Genomic DNA, 18,096 nt, shown 5'->3' with positions numbered 1-18,096 from the left:
CTTTCGTGCAATCTTACGGACGTTTTATTTGGTAAATAACAGTTCCCTGTATTTAGGCAATGGCCATATTTCATCGTCCACTTCCATCTCCAAGTGGTCGATGTGGTCGCGAATCTGGTCAAGATACGGGCGTACCTTTTCTTCGTATGCAAAGGCTCTATCTTTGTAGTTGTCCATGTGGTTGGCAACTTTTCGTGCCTCAGTCATTTCGCGAACCAATACTTTAATGGAAGTCACCCGGTGTGAAATCTCACGGATCAGTTCTTTGCGGTCGGCACTCAATACTTCGTATTCTTCAGCCGGGAATATTTCTTTCAGTCCGCGAAGGTTTTCAAGCAAACGGTTCTGATAGGCAACCGCGGTCGGTACAATGTGGTTGATAGCAAGGTCACCCAATACGCGGCCTTCAATCTGAACCTTCATGGTATATTTTTCCAGTTCCACCTCCAGACGGCTGTTCAATTCGGTTTCGTTAAAGATACGTTCGCCGATAAGCACCGATTTAGACTGATTGTCGACGTAATGCATCAATGCTTCCGGAACGTGGCAAATATTGGTCAGTCCGCGTCGCGCGGCTTCCTGTTTCCATTCTTCGGAGTAACCGTCGCCTTCGAAACGGATTGGTTCGGAAGCGATGATTGTTTCTTTCAGCAACCGGAAAATGGCTTCGTCTTTTCCAACTCCTTCTTCCATCAGTTTCTCTACCGATGCACGGAACTCGTTCAATTGATTTGCCATGGCAGCGTTGATAGCTATCATTGCGGCAGCGCAGTTGGAAGACGAACCTGCGGCGCGGAATTCGAAACGATTTCCGGTGAAAGCGAAAGGAGAAGTACGGTTGCGGTCGGTTGTATCGAGCAAAATCTCAGGAATACGTCCGATACCCAGTTTCAGTGTAGTCTTTTCTTCCGGTGTCATTTTATCGTTTCCTACTTGGCGGACAATTTCGTCGAGAGTGGCGGAGAGTTGCGAACCCAAAAAGCAGGACAGGATGGCGGGAGGAGCTTCGTTGGCCCCCAGACGGTGGCTGTTGCTGGCACTCATGATGGAGGCGCGCAGCAGGTTCTGGTTCTTATAGACCATCATCAATACGTTGACGAGGAAAGTCAGGAATAACATATTCCCTTTCGGATTCTTTCCCGGAGCAAACAGGTTGATACCTGTGTCGGTACAAAGAGACCAGTTGTTATGCTTGCCGGAACCATTGACTCCGTTATAAGGTTTCTCGTGTAAAAGTACGTTGAAGTGATGTTTGCGGGCGATTCGTTTCATCAAGTCCATGACGAGCTGGTTGTGGTCGTTCGCCAGATTACAGTTTTCGAAGATAGGAGCCAACTCGAATTGATTGGGAGCTACTTCGTTGTGACGGGTTTTGGCGGGAATCCCCAGCTTATGGCATTCAATTTCGAGTTCCTTCATAAAGGCAGTGACACGTGGAGGAATAGAACCGAAGTAATGGTCTTCCAGCTGTTGGTCTTTGGCGGAAGAATGTCCCATCAGAGTCCGTCCTGTCAGGCAAAGATCGGGGCGTGCATTATATAAGGAAGAGTCCACAAGGAAATATTCCTGTTCCCATCCCAGATTCGTATATACACGTGTAATATTCTTGTCGAATAACTGGCAGACTTCCGTTGCAGCTTTATCTACAGCGGCTAGTGCTTTCAGTAGCGGAGTCTTGTAGTCTAGCGCCTCTCCTGTATAAGAGATGAAGATGGTCGGGATACAGAGAGTCGTATCTACTACGAACGCAGGTGAGGAAACATCCCATGCTGTGTAACCGCGTGCCTCGAAAGTATTGCGGATACCACCGTTAGGGAAAGAGGAAGCATCGGGTTCTTGTTGGATCAGCAATTTTCCCGAAAAACGTTCAATTACTCCACCGTCTTCTCCGAATTCGATAAAGCCGTCATGCTTTTCGGCTGTTCCGTCCGTCAAAGGTTGGAACCAGTGCGTGTAATGTGTGACGTTGAGTGACTTTGCCCAGCTTTTCATGCCGTTGGCAACGAGGTCTGCCACTTCGCGGCTGATAGGTGTACCTTTTTCGATGGCATCGATGACAGCTTTATAGGCTTCTTTGGGAAGATACTCCTGCATCTTTTTGCGATCGAACACATGGCTGCCATAATAATCAGAGAGTTTGTTGGAAGGGGCAGTCACTTCCAAAGGTTTCCGGTTGGAAAGTTCTTGTAATGCAAAAAATCTCATTTTAGACATAAATGGTCTTCTTTTTATCGGTTGATGGTGCAAAAATATATGTTTTTTCTGAAAGTACCCCTATTTTAAAGGGGGTATTTTTGAAAATAGATGTGTTTTTGGACGTATACCCCCTTCTTAGGATTGTACTCCTTTAGTTTGATTCGTCCGGTGATGATTCGTAGTCTTTAAGGTTATTCTGTGCAGGGAATTTGAAATTGCAGTGCAGAAAACTATAATAGTTTATGCACCCGAGTAGTGGTCCCCTTACATGGTGACCAATGTCACATTGTAACGTGACATTAGTCTGCTTATAACGTGATATTAGTCATTATGCAAGATGACCATCTATATCTGAAAGGATGGAAACCACTAAAGATACGAAATTAATCAGTAAAAAGCAAGAGGGAGTATAGAAAATATGAGTTGTTCGGACACAAATCTGTTTATTTCCGTACAGTTATGTATTTATGCCATGTGAAGGTTTTCTTTTGATAACTCTTTTTAGTGTCTAACTCTTCTTGCTTTTCGATATTCTTTTTTATATTTGTCTCCGTTAATGAAGGAGATACGACGATTGAGATATAAAATATTGATAGTATGCATATTGGGGTTGTTCTTTTTTACTTCAAAAGGAACGGCTCACGATTATGTAATGAATCCGTATACGCGTCAGGAGATCTCCGCCGATTCCATCATAGAGCGTGTCATGACCTTTGCCCCTTTGTATGAAACGATCGTCAGTGATTATCGTGCCAGCCTATATATAAAAGGTAAGATGGATATCCAGAAAAAGAATTTTATTCTTCGCTATGTGCCCTCTATGTTCCGTCTGCAGAAAGGTGTACGCGAATATTTGCTCGAAACTTACAGTGATCTTCATTATACGGCTCCTAATATTTACGATCAAAAAGTAAAAGCTTATCAAGGTACTGTGCGGGGAAACAGAGGACTGCCGGGTTTGCTTGAATATTTCAGTGTCAATATCTATTCGTCTTCGCTGCTGAATGATGAACGGTTGCTGTCGCCGCTTGCCAAGAACGGACAGAAATATTATAAATATCAGATAGATAGTGTGATGGGAGATCCCAATAATCTCGATTACCGGATACGCTTTATCCCTCGGACAAAAAGCGATCAGTTGGTCGGCGGCTATATGATTGTCAGCAGTAATGTCTGGAGTGTCCGGGAAATACGTTTTTCGGGACGGTCGGAGCTGATAACATTTACATGTTGGATTAAGATGGGAGAGGTGGGTAAGAAAGATGAATTTTTGCCGGTCCGTTACAATGTGGAGGCACTTTTCAAGTTTCTCGGAAATAGGGTAGATGGCAATTATACCGCTTCTTTGAATTATAAATCGATTGAACTGAAAGAAAAGAAAGTACGCAAGAAAGAAAAGAAAAAGTATAACTTGTCGGAATCATTCTCCTTGCAGTGTGATACGAATGCTTACAAGACGGATGCTTCGACCTTTGCTGTCATGCGTCCTATTCCATTGAGTGAGAGTGAGAAGAAACTCTACCGTGATTACCTGCTCAGGCGTGACACGGCGACAACGCATAAGCCATCCAAAAGTCAGGCTTTCTGGGGAACGGTGGGTGACTTGATGGTAGAGGACTATAAATTCAATCTGGCTAATATCGGAAGTGTACGTTTTTCTCCATTCATTAATCCTCTATTGTTCAGTTATAGTGGAAGCAATGGCTTGTCATATCGGCAGGATTTTCGTTATAACCGTCTTTTTAGGGGAGATAAACTGCTCCGTATTGTTCCTAAACTCGGATATAATTTCACACGCAAGGAGTTTTATTGGTCATTGAACGCAGATTTTGAGTACTGGCCGCAGAAACGGGGATTTGTCCGCTTGAATGTGGGGAATGGTAACCGAATTTATAGCAGTAAGGTGCTGGATGAACTGAAAGCCATGCCGGACAGTATATTCAATTTCAACTTGATTCATCTTGATTATTTCAAGGACTTGTATTTCAATTTCCGCCATACAGTCGAGGTTGTCAATGGATTGGATGTCAGTGTCGGTTTCTCTGCCCATAAGAGAACTGCCGTAGAACCTTCACGTTTTGTGATAACCGGTGATTATCCGATGCCTCCTCCGGAGTTTATGGACAAATTCAAGAATACTTATATAAGTTTCGCCCCTCGTGTCCGGGTGGAATGGACACCGGGACTCTATTATTATATGAACGGGAAGCGGAAGATAAATCTGCGTTCATTGTATCCTACTTTATCGGTTGATTATGAACGGGGAATCAAAGGCGTATTCAAGAGTACGGGCGAATACGAAAGAATAGAATTTGATCTCCAGCATCAAATCCGTTTGGGATTGATGCGTAATATTTATTATCGTTTCGGCTTCGGAGCGTTTACTAATCAGGATGAGTTATATTTTGTTGACTTTGCCAATTTTTCCCGTCACAATCTTCCCGTAGGTTGGAATGACGAAATCGGCGGAGTATTCCAAGTGCTTGACGGACGCTGGTACAACTCTTCCCGCCGGTATGTGCGCGGGCATTTTACTTACGAAGCCCCGTTCCTTATATTGAGACATCTGATGAAGTACACCCGTTATGTGCAAAATGAACGCATTTATGTCGGTGCGCTCACTATGCCGCACCTTCAGCCTTATCTGGAAGTAGGGTATGGCATTGGTACGCATATCTTTGATTTTGGAGTTTTTGTGAGCAGCGAAAACTGGAAATTTGGAGGAATAGGCTGTAAGTTCACGTTTGAGTTGTTCAACCGATGATGTTTTTTCTCAGAAAAAAGGGGATTGCAGGCATCTTTTATTTAACCATTCTTTTGTCAATCAAGAAAATATTCCTACCTTTGCGCCCGATTTATAGATAATATAATGTCTTATTTAATTAAAGTATTAAACAATTTATTTATTAATGGAAAACTTAAAGAACGTAGCTCCTATTGAAGACTTCAACTGGGATGCTTATGAAAATGGCGAAACAGTAACCAACGTCAGCCACGATGAACTGGAAAAAGCTTACGACGGTACGCTTAACAAAGTGAATGACCGTGAGGTTGTTGACGGAACCGTAATCGCAATGAACAAGCGTGAAGTAGTTGTGAACATCGGTTACAAATCAGACGGTATCATCCCTTTGAATGAATTCCGTTACAATCCGGACCTGAAAGTAGGTGATACTGTAGAAGTATACATCGAGAACCAGGAAGACAAAAAAGGACAGCTCGTTCTGTCACACAGAAAAGCCCGCGCTACTCGTTCTTGGGATCGCGTTAACGCTGCTCTGGAAAATGAAGAAATTATCAAGGGTTACATCAAGTGCCGCACTAAGGGTGGTATGATCGTAGACGTATTCGGAATCGAAGCATTCTTGCCGGGTTCTCAAATCGACGTTAAACCGATCCGCGACTATGATGTATTCGTTGGCAAAACAATGGAATTCAAAGTGGTTAAAATCAACCAGGAATTCAAAAACGTTGTTGTATCTCACAAGGCTCTTATCGAAGCTGAACTGGAACAACAGAAGAAAGAAATTATCGGTAAACTTGAAAAAGGACAGGTTCTTGAAGGAACTGTTAAAAATATCACATCTTACGGTGTATTCATCGACCTTGGTGGCGTAGACGGTTTGATCCACATCACTGACCTTTCTTGGGGACGTGTTAGCGATCCGAAAGAGGTGGTTGAATTGGATCAGAAGCTCAACGTTGTTATCCTTGACTTCGATGACGAAAAGAAACGTATCGCTCTTGGTTTGAAACAACTGACTCCGCACCCATGGGATGCTCTTGATACTGACTTGAAGGTTGGTGACAAGGTGAAAGGTAAAGTGGTTGTTATGGCTGACTACGGTGCATTCATCGAAATCGCTCCGGGCGTAGAAGGTTTGATCCACGTTTCAGAAATGTCTTGGAGCCAACACCTGCGTTCTGCACAAGATTTCATGAAGGTAGGCGACGAAGTAGAAGCTGTTGTGCTGACACTTGACCGCGAAGAACGTAAGATGTCTTTGGGTATCAAACAACTGAAACAAGATCCATGGGAAACTATCGAAGAAAAGTATCCTGTAGGTTCTAAGCATACTGCAAAAGTTCGTAACTTCACTAACTTCGGTGTATTCGTAGAAATCGAAGAAGGTGTTGACGGCTTGATCCATATCTCTGACCTTTCTTGGACTAAGAAAGTAAAACACCCATCAGAATTTACTCAGATTGGTGCTGATATCGAAGTTCAGGTATTGGAAATCGACAAAGAAAACCGTCGTTTGAGCCTCGGCCACAAACAACTCGAAGAAAATCCTTGGGATGTATTCGAAACTGTGTTCACTGTAGGTTCTGTACACGAAGGTACAATCATCGAAATGTTGGATAAGGGTGCTGTTGTGGCTCTTCCTTACGGTGTAGAAGGTTTCGCAACTCCGAAACACCTTGTAAAAGAAGACGGTTCACAAGCACAGTTGGATGAGAAACTTGAATTCAAAGTGATCGAGTTCAACAAAGACGCTAAGAGAATCATCCTGTCTCACAGCCGTATCTTCGAAGATGTAGCTAAGGCTGAAGAAAGAGCAGAAAAGAAAGCTGCTTCTGGTGCTAAGAAGTCATCTTCTAGCAACAAGAGAGAAGATTCTCCGATGATCCAAAACCAGGCTGCTTCAACTACGCTGGGCGATATCGACGCTCTTGCTGCATTGAAAGAACAGTTGGAAGGAAAGAAATAATAAAAAGTATTTCTAAATAAACAGAAAGGTGTATTGCGAAAGCGATACACCTTTTTTATTATCTATGTTTTTATGTTCTTTGAGGATTGTTTATAAAGCCGATACGGTAAAGTCGGCAGATAAACCTTCAGCGCTGTTTGTTCCTACCCATAATTTGAAATCTCCCGGTTCTACGTTGTAAGTCATGTTATAGCCCCAAAAAGCCAGTTCTGAAACAGGCAGAGAGAATGAAACATTCTTTGATTCTCCGGCTTTGAGTTCTACACGTTGAAAAGCCTTCAGTTCCTTTACCGGACGGGTTACAGAGCCTACCTTGTCCTGAATGTAAAGTTGTACTACTTCCGTGCCGTCATACTTTCCTGTATTCTTTAGATCTACCGTGACTGATATCTCGCCGTTAATAGCAAGTTTGTCGGAAGTCAACTTCAGATTGCTATATTCAAAGGTAGTGTAAGACAATCCGTAGCCGAACGGATACAAGGGAGAAGCCCCGGCATCGAGATAGAAGGAACGGCAGCCAACAGATGTTTGCCCCGCTTCGACAGGGATTTCATCAATGAGCATTTCTTTCGGGTTGGCCGGGCGACCTGTGCTGTTGTGAGCATAATATATAGGAACCTGACCTGTCATACGGGGGAATGTAACCGGAGTCTTTGCGCTTGGATTAACCTTCCCGAAAAGGATGTCGGCAATGGCAGGTCCTCCCATAGTGCCCGGATGGAACGCATAAAGAACTGCATCCGAAGCTTCAACTTCACTAGCGATTGTAAGTTGGCGTCCTGCCATCACTATGGTTACTAATGGTTTGCCGGTAGTGGACAGTGCTTGTATCAGTTGACTCTGTGCTCCCTGAAGATTTAGGTTTGCCAAAGAATGGGCCTCACCCGAAAGTATTGCTTCTTCACCGACAAAAGCAAGGACTACATCTGCGTGGCGTGCCGCGTTTACGGCTTTGGCGATACCGTTTAGGTTTTTGTCACGGCTATAACCGAGTGCAGGTTCGAAAATTACGTTAACCTGATCGCCATACATTTCTCTGATGGCTTTGAGAGGTGTTTGAGTATGGTCTTTTTCACCGTCGAACACCCATGTCCCCATCTGTTCATAGGGTGCGTCAGCCATCGGACCTACTACCGCTACAGTACGGATTTTGTTTGTAAGCGGTAATGTTTGTGTGTCATTCTTCAGGAGAATAACGGATTGCTCTACCGCTTCTTTTGCTATTTTCAAGTGCTCTTCCGCATATTTCACATTCTGTGGTGTAACAATATACGGATTTTCAAACAAGCCCATTCGGTATTTCAGACGGAGAATATTCCGTACAGCGTCGTCTATTGATTCTATGGAAACCTTATTCTCTGCTAAAGACTGCTTGAGGTTTTTGATGAACGTTTCACTCACCATATCCATGTCAACGCCTGCATTTACCGATTTCTCGGCAGCTTCCTTGCCATCTGCACAGAAACCGTGATTGATCATTTCGGCAGCCGAAGCCCAGTCGGTTACTACCATACCGTCATATTTCCATTCATCGCGCAATATATCTTTCAACACAAATTTATTTGCCGTAGACGGCACACCATCGTTATCGTTGAATGAAGTCATGAAAGTGGCACAACCAGCGTCTACCGCAGCTTTGAACGGAGGTAGATATACATTGCGCAGTACTCTTTCGGGGATAAATGTAGAATTATAGTCCTTACCGCCTTCGGATGCACCATAAGCTACAAAGTGCTTGGCACACGCCGCTATTGAAGTCGGACTGTTCAGCGAATCTCCTTGAAACCCTTTAATCATAGCTACTCCCATTACGGAAGTCAAGTAGGGATCTTCACCGCAACTTTCGGCTATGCGTCCCCAACGAGGGTCACGTGATATATCTATCATGGGCGCAAAAGTCCAACGGATACCATCAGCTGAAGCTTCTATGGCAGCTACACGTGCTCCGTTTTCTACTATCTGTGGATTGAATGTGGCTGCCTGTCCCAATGGAATAGGGAAGATAGTCTTGTAACCGTGAATTACATCGCGTGACACTAGTAGGGGGATACCTAACCGTGACTCTTCCATTGCGATTTTCTGTATTTTATTCACTTCTTCGGGATTCATATAATTCAATATGGAACCTATTTCTCCATTACGAACTTTGTTTGCCAGTTCGTTAGGATCCCACGGACTCAACTGATTCATCTGCCCTAGCTTTTCCTCTAAAGTCATCTTATCCAGTAAGGCTTCTACTTTGTTCTCTATCTCAGAATCAGAGTTGGTTCCTTTCGGAGAGCAGGCTGTTAATGCCAATGCTGTCAGTGTTGTGGTAAATAATAACTTGTTTATCTTCATAAATCGTCTTTTATTATTGGAAATATTTATTAGTTCTTGTTTTTGGGGGGAATGCATCAAAATGCACAGATTGGATAAAAAGCTTCGCCAGGTATGCCGTGCCATCCATTTTCAGAACCGCCCGTCATAAGGCGTAATCCATGGTCTCCGACACCATTGTAAAAAGTGACAGAAGGAATTGTACCTGCCAGTTCATCCGCATTTATTTTTTTCAATTGTTTGTTAATGTACTCTTGCCCCGATGTAGAACCTGTTTGAGTATTTTCACCTTGTATCAGGTATTTAAGTTCATTGAACGAAGGAGCATACCAAGCGGTACTATTGTTTAGTTTTTCAGTATGATTATTCAAAGCGATAAATCCCAGATTTTCAGTTCCTACTAAAATTTGTGTCAATTTATAACCGTTTGATGTTTCCGTATCAGTGTATTTCTCTACATTTCCATCAATAAAGGCTTGCTCTATATCAGCTGCTGCCACAGTGCCAAAATTATTTCCTTTTTTTGTAGAGACTACTAAGCCATGTTTTTCTTGATATCCATTTAAATTGGAGTCGTTTAAATCATTTGTAGATTTAAAAGTTTCAAAATCGTCTATTATGTGGAATACGATTCCTTTGCAGGTAAGACCGGTAGGAATACCGGCTGCATTTCTTGGAAGAATGATTGTTTTATTACTTTCTGTGGTACAGTAGAAGTCACCTACTGCAATATCTGCCGTTCCTTCGGAGGATGTTGGGCAAGGGAAAGTGTAACATTGGTTGGCTGCCAGTGTTATAGGATCTTTCAGCGTCTTTGAATAAGTAATATTATCAATCGTGTAGAAGTAGCGAAAATCATTTTTTACTAATTGTTCTTCGTCAACAAGACAGATGTACTTGCCGCTCATTGATTCGGGCGTGTACAGTTCGTCGCCAATGGAGAAAGATACATCGGAAAGATCTAATAAATAGGAAATCTCTTCCGTGTCATCTAGTTTAATGGTCGCTTCCGCAGAGAACGCTATCAATGAAAAGGCGTGCTTAAAGTTGATTGTCAATTGATGGGATTGAATATCATTGATTTCTGCTATCAGCAAATCTTTGTCTTTAAATTCCGTTGTTTCTTCCTCTTTCTTTAGTTCTTTTAGTTCATTAACGGATGAAGGAACAAACTCTTTTCCATCTTTCACTATTTGGGCGTATGGAAAGTAGGCGATGACTTTTTTAATTTTGCTGGTATAACTCACACTGTTTTTACTAACCCATTTGTTTACACCGTTTTCGTTTATATACTTAAAGGGTTCATTGGCGAATCCGATTCCATCTTTGTCTATCAGTAAAATACCGATTTCATCGCCGTTGACATCTTCCAAGCTGTTTCCTGCTTCGAAAAGAACTGTGACACCATCATTGATTACCCGTGTAGTAGGATTTCCGGTATCGAAATTGGCTACATTTACATTTTGAATAGTCAGAACATCAGAAACGGCGGTTTCGTTTTCTCCGATCTGAGGTAACATCTCGTCTTGGGTGCAAGCCGAAAATATTAATAGCGATACGGCTGCCAGTTTGATATGTGAATATATTTGTTTCATAATTTGTATGATTAATTAGAAAGTAAGAATAAGACGAACTTTTTGTTCTGAATCTACAGCCCTGTAGAAATCAGTACTGCTTATTGCGCCATTTTCATTGAAAACTACTATATAAGCATTAGGGTCACTGTCGAATGTACTGTCCCAATATGTGCCATTCAATGCACTGTAATTAGTGAATGTGTTACCCGCAAGAGTTGCTAGATCTCTTAATTGGGTATGAGAGGGCAAATACCAACCAGATGTGCCGGGTATAAGTGAATTATTGTTTTTGCTGGTAGAAGTTGAGGCTGCCGGCACTGTTGTAGCCTCTGCTACAGCTGCTTTTGCTATAAGATATTTAGTGTTAAGGTATCCTAGATATTGTGTGGTTTTTCCGTCTCTTATGCCGTGTTCTGGAAAATCTGCCCCATACAAGTTTGCATTACCTTCTTTCCATTTGAAACTACTCTTTTCGTCGCTAGTTTCATCAGTTAGCGCTACTACATATCCATGAATGGTTTCTATATCCGTACCTTCGTAATTTGTTACGTTGTCCGTCTCATGTTTTCCTATCTTATAGATAATACCTAAGGTGGAACCGTCTTTGTAATCTGTCCCGTAAGTACCGTCACTATAGAAATAATAGCCTACTTCCATATATTCTTTAGTATATGTTAATTTGATATCCGAACGGATATTGCAGAATGTGAAAGTGACAGTCCCGTTTGGGGTATCAACTGTACGTACTCTGTCACATAGACCTTCGTAATCGATGCCTCCGCTTGCATTTGTTTCTTTATAAGTTATGGAGAAGCCGTTGGTTGCGTTGTCAATGAAACTGTTTTCCAAACCTGTAAACTGGCAATTGGTCAAATTTGATACTTCATCAGATATAATAGCCTTAAATTTAGCATCCGTAATCTGATTGTCATCGATCTTTTCATTATCCCAATTAATTTCTCCGGATTCCATTTCTACAGTCAGTCCTTTTTTGCTGACAGACAAGTAATATCTTTGCCATGTATTGGGAAGCAAATCTCCGGTTTTCTTATTGACGTCATTGGGGTTGGACTTACTTGGAGTATAGATATAGGTATCTTCTCCTATTTCTACTTTTATCAATGGTTTCTCCCACATTTCACAAGGAACCATCATAGCTTCGCCGTTTCTATAATATTCTCCTTTTGTGTCATGAGTAGAAATCAATTGGTCAGCATCGCCTACCGTTGTGATTTCTCCATTAGTATACGTTACACTTCCATAACCGATAAACGAAACTTTTGCGGTGTTCACTTCTTCATCTGTATATCCTTCAAATTTCTGAAGTTCCCACCACATCCGGGTCATTTGGTGTCTGAATACAAAATGTACATTCTTTGCTTCCACTTTCGCATTACTTGCCAATAAGTCACAGTCAAAGAGTTTCTCTTCGGTAGTTTGGTCTGTTAGGTTTATCTGTTCTGCTGTGAGGGGAGTCCATGCCAGCAGATCATAGCTTGTGCCATCCCATGTATAAGGTGTATCTTCAGTAGACATTTTTCCATTGGTTGTCACTTTGTAAGTTTTTACTGTTTCTCCCGCTTTCACACCTATCAGTTCGTCACCATCCCATGCGCTTTCTGTGGTTCTGCTCATCGTTTTTCCTACTTGAGCTGAGAAAGTAATGTCGCCTTTATCCAGCGAATTGGCAAATTCCGTTTCGTTCGTACATGAAACCGCTCCAAGACTTATGGCTGCCATAAGCCCTAAATAGTATCCTTGTATTTTTATTAAATTCATAATTTTAATCTTTAGCAGTTACATTGTTATTTATTTTAATTCAGGCTCTATAAGCCCTTTATCAGAATCCGGTCCGTTAAAATCCCATCCGGGAATTGAACCGTTTGAAGAGATATCTCCGGTATTAGTTCCGGGTTGTACTTCTGTTGATTTCTGATAAACCCTGACGTAATCTACATACATGCTTTGGGGAAATACAGTGTCTGCTGTGGGATCACCACCAAATGTACCGCCTACCGCTACATTCAGAATAATAAAAAATGGATGATCGAATACCCATTCACCATCTGTTACATCAGCGGCTTTCACTCTTTTGTAAAGTACATTATCCACAAAGAAGTCTATTTGGGATTCATCCCATTCTACGGCAAATATGTGGAAGTCTGTGTCAAAACGTTGGTTCTCATAGCCAAAAGTCTGTGTTATGGGATTTCCACCCGAATGTCCCGGAAAATGTAGAGCACTTGATACGATATTAGGTTGGTATCCTTTATTTTCCATAATATCTATTTCACCGCATTTTGGCCATACATCGGTGGCATAGTTTGCTCCTAACATCCAAAATGCAGGCCAAAGTCCCGGACCGTACGGAAGTTTCAGACGTGCTTCGAAACGTCCGTATCGTTGTTCGAACAGTCCTTCGGTCTTTATTCTGGCAGAAGAGTAAGCTACTCCGTCATAATTGTCGTTCAAAGCTGTTATTTTCAGGCATCCCAAACCTTTGTGAGTTGTGTATGAGGCGTTTTCTACTCTGTCGGTATAGTTCTGAAGTTCCTGATTACCGTATCCTGAAGCGCCTTTTTCATACGTCCACTTTGAAGGATCGGGTCTGTTGTCGGGAGTCGGTGTGTCAAATTCGTCCGACCACACCAATACCCATCGGGTGTTTTCTATCTCTTCTTCTTTCTCGCAACTTCCAAGTAACAGTGGCAAAGGAAGTATCAGCAAGCTAAGCAATATTGTTTTATATGGTTTCATAAGTTATCATTTTTAATAGAAATAAATATTGTCCAAAAGAATGTTCCTGGTGTTGTCATCACATGCCAATGCCAATTGTGGTATTAGTTTATTTTCTTTTTCAAGTTCCAGATCGAGTGACAGCCACTGTTTTGATTTGAAATCAGGATATTTCTCCAATGTTATCGGATACTTTATTTCCGTTGTTCCATAGTATATAGAGACTGTTATAATAGTGCTTTCACTTACTTCGTCCATGCATAATACATCCAGGTGGAGGTGAGTCTTTGACGAACAATCCGCAGTTTTGTTGAATACAATACCTACAAAGTTCAAACCGCTATACCGTGCTATATGATTATCACCGGTATCTATTTCCGTATATTCAGCTGTTGACCATTCCCATCTAGGATTCCAATTTGCAGAAATCTTATTAGTATAAGAATCACTGAACAGAGACAACACTTCCGATTCGTCTCTCGTGGGTGTTGGAGCGAAATCGTAGCAATGTACCTTTATTTCGCCTTCAGCCTCCTTTAACGAGATAACGGCTTCTCCTGTTTTGTGCACGGTTATGTTACCATCATTTGTTACCGAAGCCACATTGACGTCAGATGACTCGAATGTAAAATAATTGGGAGAGACCCGCATTTTACGGTTAATGCCGTTCGGAAGATTGATAGTCTCGGTCAGAGTTCCTATCGTCAGTTTTCCGGGAAAACCGGGAACCTCTATATCTTCTATTTTGGCATGAGCCAATGTACCGAGTTTTTCGAACTTGACCTCATCGAACCAGATGGTGTAGCCTTCGTCATTTACTGCACCGGCGGAGTAGTAGAATAATCCTTTTTCCGATAAAAGCTTTGCGGAATTAGGAATAGGGATGATAATCTTGCTCCAGTTTGTATTCAGTTGGACATCATTAACTTGAACCAGATATTCGGTAGTATCATAATTTCCTATTCCAACTTCAATAGCGGTAGCTACGGAAGACTTGGCATAAAAAGTCAGTGCGTCATATCCGGACAGGTTTCTGCCTGTAGCGGAATAGAAAGTACCTCCTGCCCAACTTCCCATAGGATCACTCGGATTGGGAACTTCTATTCGCATAGATGACGTGCCATCGTAGGTGGTTTCAGTATCCACCCCGAAATTAGTTACTTTTCCCCATGCCTGGTATTGCAGGTCGGATGCAAATTCATCGATAAAGACATCAGACAAGTGTGGGTAAGTTGCCAGCACATCCGTATTTATATCTCTTGTACATCCTGTCAACGAAAAGAGAACAGCGACAACAGAGAGCTTACATGATATATTGATTTTGTGATTCATAAAACTATCTTATTAATTAGTTCGTAGATTAGAAAATGCTGAATGAAATGTAGGTTCTTATTTCCCATTCGTTGCCACGACCTGCGCCTATAATATCTGTGCTTGGTTCAAAACCACCGGAACCGTCCGGTATATATCCGGCAACGTAACGAGGAGAATATTGATCTAATGTTCTGAAAGTACCTCTGATTCCTACGCGAGTGGATACCGGACCCAACCATTTAGGCTTGGCGAGACTGGTCGAAAAGTCTAACATACATTGGAAAGGGAAAGTAAGGTTAAAATCCCTGTGATAGTCGTACGGCCCCCAGTCATTAAACTTCACCATTGCGTTCAGTCGCAGTTTCTTATAAATCATTCTGGCGTCTGCACCTACCCGCTTAACTAAACGGGTATCATCTCCGTTGGCTTGGGCAGTACCACAGTAGACACTTGATATGATACCGAAATCTCTTGATATTCTAGACGCTATTTTCAGGTTTGTTTCCCATAAATCATGAGCCGGTGCAGCTCCTCCGAAAGCAAAGGTAGAACGACCGTTGGCAAGTATACCTATGGCTGCATCCTGTGAGGTGGGATGATGGCGGTAAATGAAACCAAGTGAAGCGGCAAACGGTGCATCTTCGTTATTGTCATTCTCCCAGTCGTACATCCAAGTAGCGGGTGTCGGGTCATAAGTCAGCAACAATTCTCCCGCTGTTGTCTCCCTGTTATCCCTAACAGCAAAAGGATCATCAATAATATTTCGTAATCTTCCGGGAGCATCGATTCCATTAGGCATTGGACCTACAAGCGGTTTCTGCCACAGGAAATTAGGGGCAATCTGGAAGTTGCCTATCTGATAAGTAAAACCGGCAAGGACGTTCGATTGATTTCCGCTACCGCTATCTTTTAGCCTCCATCCTGTTAAAGTCTGTGTGTAATCGGCTCCGCCACTGGCTACCAATCCCATTATCGCCCCCTGCGCATAGGCATTGAACTTTCCTCCGCTATATACCACTTTCATCTTCCCTCCGAATGTATCGGATGTTTTTATCACGTCGGAATATACGATAGCTTCTTTATTGTATTCTGTGGTAGCTTGAAATTCCCGTCCTACAAGCGTTGTTCCTGACCATAATCCGCCCGCTGTAATATTGAAACGTCCGAAATTTCTTTCCACCATAAGAGAGGCCCGTGTATTCTTGGGGCGGGGTATGGCGTAAGAAGTAGTCGTTCCTTCACGCTGGTCTATATCATAATGGAAAATACCTGCTACGTTATATTTACCTATATTCCGTTGGTATTTGACAAGCAGAGCCGGGTTTGCACCCCACCATAGTTCGGGACCGAAAGCAATTTTCAGCCCTTTGAAGTATTTCTTACCTTCAATTTCACTTCCGAAAGGAGCTTCGCCACCATAAATATCCATATTATCACCGTAGCTCGCTTCGGGATACAATCCAAAGAAGTCTCCTTCGTATCCCCAATGATAGTGTCCTTTGCGGTAAAATGTTTTCAGATTAAACAGTTTGCCATCCCAGTCAAAACTCGCACTATAAAGTCTTAAGCGTTCCAACGGACCCAGATCTACTACTTCTCCGCTTTCGTCCGTTATATATCTGGAGCGTCCTCTGTTCTCATAAAAGATTTCGTCTATCGGGTTCTCCGCCACATTTCCAAGAACATTTACAGTGACTTCCGCCTGTACATTCTCTGCCGGTTTTGAGGCTACGCCTACGTAGAACGATTCAGTATGGTCAAAGCCTTTAAAGCTGGGGAAACTTGTCGGATTCTTCGGCCTGGAACTTGGAGTGGTAGTATTCTTTGCACCTGTATTGTAGGTAGTTATGTCACCTCTCAGTTCGCTCAGGCGTATTAGCTGAGTCTTTTCGCCTTGCAAGGCAGCTTTATCACTTCTGGAGGATAAAACGGCTGACATTACATTGATATCGGAAAGTTTGCTTATTATCGAAGAGGTGGTACTTCCGGGAGAATAAGGATTAATCTTGTGGACATCTTTCAGCACATAGTATGCGGCACGCGGGTAAAGTTCGTATATTCCTCGGCTGTCAGGAGTTCCTTTTGCGCATATACCGAACCATTCTTCGTTCATATTGTTTTCACCGTTCACATAGTCAAATACATATCCACCGTTGGCCCATGATGCATTGGTGTCATGTATGCTCAGGTTAGTATTTTGGCCGAATTTCCACCAACCGTCGGCAAATTGGAAAGTGAAACCTCCGAGTGAGTTATTGTTGTTGCCTAGTCCTGCCGCATTCAGATATATTTCAGTCCAATTCTTCAACAGAATGTCTGCTTGCTCTTTTTGTGCTTCACTTTGAGTTATGGCATTGAATGCATCGGATCCGAACTCTGTAAACAATACCGGTTTTCCATACTCAGCTTTTACTCTGCTGAACAAGTCGCCGAACGAGTCACCGCGATAGCAGTTGATTCCTAGAATGTCAACATCCTTACATTCTTTGGCTATAATATCAAGGAATAGAAGGTCACCGTTGCAAATGGCTATAGGAGCTGAAGCATTCATTTTCTTCATCTCGACAGTCGCTTCATTGAACAGTTTATATAAGTGAACCGCTTGAATAGTGGATTTACGATCTTCTACCGGAATATCTTCCGTTTCTGCTCCTTGCCAAAATAAACCATAATTGTTCTCATTTCCAAGAAGATAGAGGAGTATTCCAGGAGTATTATTGTATTCCTTTACCAATTCTCTCGCCTCGTCGAGAAGTACTTTTTTTACTCTAGGGTCGGAATAGTCGGTGTTAGCCATCCATGCCCCGTCCAAAGCTACTCCATAGCGTCCGAAGGAGCTATATATCATTGTGTGAATACCATATTGTTCATAGATATATTTTACCCATCTGGGGGGAACGCCTATGTGTTGTCTGATAGCGTTTACACCCATGTTCTTTAATAAAGACATATCCGTATCGAGAGCAGCCTTGATTATATCGTCAGGCTTTGTCCATAAGGAATATGAATAATTGGTGCCGACTGGGAAGTAATCCCAGTTCATACCATTCACCATAAAAGACTTACCGTTCACAAGCAACTTGGAACCTGTTCTGTCGTTGACTAAGGAGACTTTTTCCTGTTGTGCCGAAAGGGGAATGGACAAAAGGATTAGCAAAGATAATAATATTACATTTTTCATGATAAGTAAAATAACAAATTAGCACTTTGTGAAAAGAAAGCGTCTGAGATTACAAACGTAT

General features: G+C 42.3%; 9 protein-coding genes. 2 read left to right on the top strand and 7 right to left on the bottom strand.

Annotation, left to right across the window (positions count from 1 at the left end; genetic code table 11):
* Positions 1-24 precede the first annotated feature (24 nt).
* Positions 25-2,214 carry a glutamine synthetase III gene (locus tag H8S63_RS11510; protein ID WP_007765217.1) on the bottom strand — a complete coding sequence of 730 codons (2,190 nt, stop codon included), beginning with the start codon at positions 2,212-2,214 and terminating at the stop codon, positions 25-27.
* A 538-nt stretch (positions 2,215-2,752) separates the two neighbouring features.
* On the opposite strand from H8S63_RS11510, the gene H8S63_RS11505 reads away from it, so the two are divergent.
* Together H8S63_RS11505 and rpsA are read left to right on the top strand one after the other, a co-directional pair.
* On the top strand, positions 2,753-4,960 hold the full coding sequence (locus H8S63_RS11505; protein ID WP_186926855.1) for a DUF5686 family protein: 2,208 nt from the start codon (positions 2,753-2,755) through the stop codon (positions 4,958-4,960).
* A 145-nt stretch (positions 4,961-5,105) separates the two neighbouring features.
* Positions 5,106-6,908: a 30S ribosomal protein S1 gene (gene rpsA, locus H8S63_RS11500; protein ID WP_007757364.1), complete on the top strand. Its 1,803-nt coding sequence runs from the start codon at positions 5,106-5,108 to the stop codon at positions 6,906-6,908.
* 90 nt (positions 6,909-6,998) lie between these two features.
* Here rpsA and bglX read toward each other — a convergent pair whose 3' ends face one another.
* From bglX to H8S63_RS11470, 6 genes are read right to left on the bottom strand one after another with little or no spacing between them, the layout of a single operon-like run.
* Positions 6,999-9,248 (bottom strand): beta-glucosidase BglX, encoded by a 2,250-nt coding sequence (gene bglX, locus H8S63_RS11495; protein ID WP_186926854.1) that lies wholly within the window; start codon positions 9,246-9,248, stop codon positions 6,999-7,001.
* A gap of 56 nt (positions 9,249-9,304) precedes the next feature.
* The gene (locus H8S63_RS11490; RefSeq protein WP_186926853.1) at positions 9,305-10,822 is read right to left on the bottom strand and encodes a hypothetical protein; all 1,518 of its coding nucleotides are present in this window, start codon (positions 10,820-10,822) and stop codon (positions 9,305-9,307) included.
* 15 nt (positions 10,823-10,837) lie between these two features.
* A complete protein-coding gene (locus H8S63_RS11485; protein WP_186926852.1) occupies positions 10,838-12,583 on the bottom strand; it encodes a fimbrillin family protein in 1,746 nt (581 codons plus the stop codon).
* A gap of 30 nt (positions 12,584-12,613) precedes the next feature.
* Positions 12,614-13,561 (bottom strand): family 16 glycosylhydrolase, encoded by a 948-nt coding sequence (locus H8S63_RS11480; protein WP_022275060.1) that lies wholly within the window; start codon positions 13,559-13,561, stop codon positions 12,614-12,616.
* Positions 13,562-13,573: 12 nt separating this feature from the next.
* Positions 13,574-14,872: a hypothetical protein gene (locus H8S63_RS11475; RefSeq protein WP_186926851.1), complete on the bottom strand. Its 1,299-nt coding sequence runs from the start codon at positions 14,870-14,872 to the stop codon at positions 13,574-13,576.
* 28 nt (positions 14,873-14,900) lie between these two features.
* The gene (locus tag H8S63_RS11470; protein ID WP_186926850.1) at positions 14,901-18,035 is read right to left on the bottom strand and encodes a glycoside hydrolase family 2 TIM barrel-domain containing protein; all 3,135 of its coding nucleotides are present in this window, start codon (positions 18,033-18,035) and stop codon (positions 14,901-14,903) included.
* Positions 18,036-18,096: the final 61 nt, after the last annotated feature.

It is taken from the genome of Bacteroides sp. NSJ-39 (assembly GCF_014287315.1).
In the GTDB taxonomy this organism is placed as follows: Bacteria; Bacteroidota; Bacteroidia; order Bacteroidales; family Bacteroidaceae; genus Bacteroides; species Bacteroides finegoldii.
Note: the sequence above shows the minus strand (reverse complement) of the source record. Positions and strands in the feature narration are given on the sequence as shown.